Source organism: Bacillus sp. FJAT-27245 (genome assembly GCF_001273955.1).
GTDB lineage: Bacteria > Bacillota > Bacilli > Bacillales > Cytobacillaceae > Bacillus_D.
On record NZ_LIGI01000004.1, the window covers coordinates 1 to 5,397 of the forward strand.

Sequence of the window (5,397 nt, forward strand, 5' to 3'; positions counted from 1 at the left end):
CGCGCGCAATCTCAATTTGCCTCTGGCCAATGCCAATTCCATCAAGGAAATCAGCCTGCCGGAAAGCCTCATCCCTCCATTGGTCACTTATTTTCTTAACCTCATCGGCAAAAGGTTTCACTTCCAGAAAAAAATCACCATCGGCATTCCTCTCCCTTGTTTTCTTAAAAATCTCATTGACCTGGTTGTTATAATGAATTAGCTTCACAGTTAGGTTTTCAAGTGTTTCCAGCATCGCATCCTCCAATAACAAAAACAGCCATCTTGGATGGCTGTGAATTTTATTATCAGTTTATCTTCCGGAATAGCTTAAATCAAGCGTTTGGCGTTTTAACACCGGGGTCCTTTGCCTATCGGCCAATTGCTCCAAACGCAGCATGGCCGCATCTAGTCCGTCCAATTCACTTGTTTTTTGGCCGACCAGTTCTTCCGTTTTTTGAGAATACGCTACTTCCAGCGCAGCCTCAAGCTTTTCCAGGCCGCTGCTGATTTCCGTAAGCTTTTGAAGCAGCAAATCCCGTTGCCCTGCCATTCCCTCCACCCCGAACACCCCTCTTCAATTGGATACATAGGTTATTCTTTGTTTAAATCCAGTTTCCTTTCTACATGGCAAAACTAGAAGGAATACGTCAAAGAAAGTGAAATTTCCTCTTTTTTCTCAATACTTTTCCGAAAAAAACGACAGAAATTCGGCAAGGAATTTTGGCAAGGGGGCATGATAGTAATGGAGGTGTTTCAGCCATGAAGAAAAAGGGTAATGAAAAGAAAAATACAAACGGACAGGAACCAAAAAAAGTTGGATATGGGGACAAAAAGCTGATTGGCGAGAACAGGCCAGCGGAATAGCCAGCCTGTCTCCGTGCCAAAAGGAACAAGCTTGCCCGAAATTTCCTTTAAGCAAAAAAGCAAGGATTGGATTCCCTTGCTTTTTTTGCTCTAAAAATTACAGTTTCCAATCGAGAGCAAATGCTTTTTTAAAAGCGACCATTAAATAAAGCTGATCCCTTTTGGCGATATACCAATCTGTTAGATGGATCGGCCCTTTTTCTTTTGCGGGGAGGAATAATCCTGGTCCAGGGAAAAGCCGCCCTTTGCTCCAATCCGAATATTCATGGCGGTTGTGTTCAATTACAGGGTAAGTCGCCCGCAGGTATGGCGTCTGCCTTGGAACCTTCTGTTTAAAGTACTGCTCAAAGTCATGTCTTGACCCGGTATGGGCGGTTCTTTCGGCAAATTCGAGGAAATGTGGAAAAAGCCGCGGATGGAACAAGATTTTTGCCAGTCTTTTTCCAAGTTCAATCCGGTTGGAAACCTTCCTAAAACCCGAAACACTTGCGCCATATAGTTCACCGCCGCATGTTGGAAAAAGGACACAGCTAAAGTGCATCCAATCCTGGAGGAAAAATTCGGGCGAAAGAAACACTTTATGTTTGTAGATCGGATGATCGATGATTGGATTTTGGATAACATTTTGTTCGTTAATAATCAATGCGGCCGTTAGTCTCCGGCTATCCTGCTTCTCCCAAAATACAGGCCACTCCTTTTGCATAAAGGAAGATACCCGGAACTGCTTCAATAAATGAAACAAGGGACGGTTCATTTTCGTCGAATAATGGTAGAGAAGGAGTTGAGGGAAAACATCATGGAAAATAAGCCAGTTTGCCCTTTCATATGTGAGAAATAACTGTTTCCGTGCAGCCGGCTTCAAAAGGTGGGGGAAAATCGCCCCTTCAAGGTCGCACATATTCCACCCGCCGTTCCGGGAAACCATACTGGCCAAAAAAGACCAGCCAATATCCGGGTGTCGTTTAAAAAACCGGAAATATGCATTTGTCCTGGTTATATTATCAATATTCCATTCAGCGGTTTTTTGTTTGATTTCCTTTATCAGCACTGAATCCGGCATCATATTTTTTTCATCCTTCATTGTTTGGCATCCCGGTAATATTAGATCGAGTGGTCCTCCTTTCTATTGATTTGCCGTCTGGCTGTTATTTATTCAGCAAAATTGGGCCGCTTTTGGTATGATAGGTATTAGTTTGTGAGGTGCTTATCATGTTTAATTATCCAAACGGCCGAAAATATATCGCCGCAGAGGCGGTCTCGGTATCCACTGTTAAAAGGAAAACCAATGAATCCTACGGAAACAGAGGGATGAACCTCGAAGACGACCTGAATGATACCAATCTATATTATTTAAGCAGGGGGATTGCGGTAATCCATAAAAAGCCGACTCCCATCCAGATTGTCCAGGTGGATTATCCCAAAAGGAGCGCTGCTGTTATTAAGGAAGCCTACTTCAAACAGGCTTCCACCACGGACTACAATGGCGTTTATAAAGGAAAGTACATCGATTTTGAAGCGAAGGAAACGCGAAATCCATCCTCCTTTCCGTTGAAAAACTTTCATGAACATCAAATACGCCATATGGAAGCAATTCTCGGACAAGGCGGAATCTCGTTTGTCATCCTGCGCTTTGCCAGTACAGATGAAGTATTTTTACTCGAAGCCGCCCGGTTGCTGGACTTTTGGGAAAGGATGGAACAGGGAGGCAGGAAATCGATAAGGAAAGAAGAGATCGCCGTGACTGGCAGGCAAATCCAAGTAGGATTTCAGCCTCGCATTGACTATCTTAAAATATTGGATGATCTCTACAATCTATCATCTTAGATTTGTTTAGGTACGAAAGGAAGGAAACTTATGGCAAATAATTATAAATCCAGGGAGGAACGCAGGCAGCAATTAACGAAGGGAAACAAGAAAAAACCTGCCAAACATACTGGCCTTTTTAAGAAAATTTTCTTGATTCTTATCGCAATAGGGATTGCCGGCATGCTTTCCGGGGTAGCCACCTTCGCCTATCTTGTGCAAGGCGCGCCCAAACTTGAAAAGAAACTTCTAAAGGATCCGATTCCATCCAAAATCCTTGACATCAATAATAAACCGATCCGGGAAGTTGGTTCCATTAAACGGGATTACGTCGATTACAAAGATATCCCCAAATTGGTCGAAGATGCCTTTCTTGCTACAGAGGATGTCCGTTTTTACCATCACCACGGCATCGATCTGATCAGGCTTGGCGGAGCAGTCATTGCCAACGTAACGGAAGGATTTGGCGCTGAAGGCGCTTCGACAATCACCCAGCAGGTTGTCAAAAATTATTTATTATCCAACGATAAAACAATTAAGAGGAAGGTTCAGGAAGCCTGGCTTTCCTATCAGCTTGAACAGAAGTACACAAAGCAAGAAATATTCGAAATGTATGTTAACAAAATTTACATGTCCCGTGGTGTTCACGGGGTCGCAACCGCGGCAAAGGAATATTTCGGCAAGGATCTGAAGGATTTGGAGCTCCATGAGGTTGCCCTTTTGGCGGGGATGCCGCAAAGCCCAAATAATTATAACCCTTTCGAACATCCCGACCGTGCGGAAAGAAGAAGGAATATCGTTCTGTCCCTAATGAACCAGCACGGCTTTATTTCCAAGGAGCAAATGAAGAAGGCGCAAAGCATTCCAGTGGAATCAAGCTTAATTCCCGAGGAGAAAAGGCAAAAAGACACCAAGCCTTATGATTCATTTGTCGACGCGGTCATTGAAGAAGTAAATAAAGCGGGCGATTTTGATATTTTTTCCGATGGGCTAACCATTTATACAACGATGGACCGGGATGCCCAGGACTATGTTGATAAAATGATGTTTTCAAATGACATTGTCCAATTTCCCGATGAAAAGTTCCAAGCCGGGATTGTTATGCTTGATACAAAAACAGGTGAAATTCGGGCAATCGGCGGCGGAAGAAATAAAGATGTCCAACGTGGCTTCAACTATGCGACGGATATTAAAAGGCAGCCTGGTTCGACGATTAAACCTATCCTCGACTACGGCCCGGCTATTGAATACAAGCAATGGGGAACGTACCATATGCTTGAAGACAAGAAAATTTCGTTTTCCGACGGCAAGGAATTCGGAAACTGGAATGACAGGTACGACGGCTGGATGACAATCAGGCAGGCGTTGGCTAAGTCCAAGAACACAATTGCCGTCCAGGCCCTCCAGCAAGTAGGCACGGAAAATGCAAAGGAATTTGCTGTTAATCTTGGCATTCCGTTAAAGGAAATTTATGAATCCTATGCAATTGGCGGTTTAAAATACGGCATTTCCCCACTGCAGTTGGCGGGAGCATACAGTGCATTCGGAAATAATGGATTTTACACCAAACCTTTTACGGTTAAAAAAATTCAATTCAGGGACGGCACTGAAATTGATACGACCCCGGAAACGAAGGTTGTCATGAAGGATTATACCGCCTTCATGGTTACGGACATGCTCAAAAGCGTACTTGAACCAGGCGGTACCGGTACCATGGCGAAAATCCCTGGGCTGCCGGCAGCAGGAAAAACGGGTACGACCAACTATACTGACGATGAATTGAGGAAATTGAACATTAGTGAAAAATCGGTTCCAGACGCTTGGTTCGCGGGATACACGACCGATTATACGATTGCCGTATGGACCGGTTACGAGAGCAGGAATACTCCTATAAAGCCGGGCAAAGATCAAAAAATCGCCCAGATGCTCTACAAAAACCTGATGGAACAAGTTTCAAAAGGGAAGAAAACGGCTGATTTCACAATGCCGAAAAGCGTGGAAAAAGTCCGGATTGAAAAAGGGTCTGTCCCTGCCAAACTTGCAAGTCCATATACCCCGGACAACCTTGTACTCTATGAATATGCTGTAAAAGGAAAGAAACCTAAACAGGTTTCGGAGAAATTCGACAAGCTTGAAGCGCCACGAGGCCTAAGTGCGCAATACAATGTCGAAACAAATTCCATTTCAGCAAACTGGAGCCATGCCGAAAGCGGCGTAAGCTTTACAGTCTCTGTTACGGAAAATGGGAACCCTGTTTTGTCGGATCAAACAACCGGCACCTCATTTGAAATAACGAATGTTAAGCAAGGAACCACCTATAAAATTACTATTTCTGCCCTCAAAGATGGGAAAACTAGTGGTCCTAATTCAATTACCATTCAAGTTCCTGAAACTAAGGATCCAGAAAAAGAACAAAAGGATAAAGACAATAAAGGGAATAAAAAAGGGAACGGAAACGGCACCGGTGATGGAAATGACGATGGTGACGGTGGCGATGATGGCGGTGACGACGGCGGTGACGACGGCGGCGATAACGGCGGTGGTACCGGCGGAGATACTGGCGGAGATACTGGCGGTGGCACTGGAGGCGGTACCGGCGGTGGAGGCACCGGCGGAGGCACTGGCGGTGGCACTGGAGGCGATACTGGCGGAGGCACTGGCGGTGATACCGGCGGAGGTGGTACTGGCGGTGGCACCGGCGGAGGTGGTACTGGCGGTGGCACCGGCGGAGGTGGTACTGGCGGAGGT

General features: G+C 45.2%; 5 protein-coding genes. 2 read left to right on the plus strand and 3 right to left on the minus strand.

Going from position 1 to position 5,397, the window contains the following annotated elements; translation table 11 throughout:
• From ADU24_RS22370 to ADU24_RS22380, 3 genes are all read right to left on the minus strand, one after another.
• Window positions 1-235, minus strand: a 235-nt coding sequence (locus ADU24_RS22370; protein ID WP_156324716.1) for a DUF1798 family protein, incomplete at its 3' end; no start/stop codon positions are given.
• Between the two features lie 57 nt (window positions 236-292).
• Window positions 293-532: a hypothetical protein gene (locus ADU24_RS22375; protein ID WP_156324717.1), complete on the minus strand. Its 240-nt coding sequence runs from the start codon at window positions 530-532 to the stop codon at window positions 293-295.
• 411 nt (window positions 533-943) lie between these two features.
• Window positions 944-1,927, minus strand: a complete 984-nt coding sequence (locus tag ADU24_RS22380) for a DUF2515 domain-containing protein (protein WP_053369066.1) — start codon at window positions 1,925-1,927, stop codon at window positions 944-946.
• Between the two features lie 128 nt (window positions 1,928-2,055).
• Here ADU24_RS22380 and recU point away from each other — a divergent pair, with 128 nt between their 5' ends.
• Window positions 2,056-2,670, plus strand: a complete 615-nt coding sequence (gene recU / locus ADU24_RS22385; protein WP_269432256.1) for a Holliday junction resolvase RecU — start codon at window positions 2,056-2,058, stop codon at window positions 2,668-2,670.
• Window positions 2,671-2,700: 30 nt separating this feature from the next.
• Window positions 2,701-5,397, plus strand: a 2,697-nt coding sequence (locus ADU24_RS22390; RefSeq protein WP_053369067.1) for a penicillin-binding protein 1A, incomplete at its 3' end; no start/stop codon positions are given.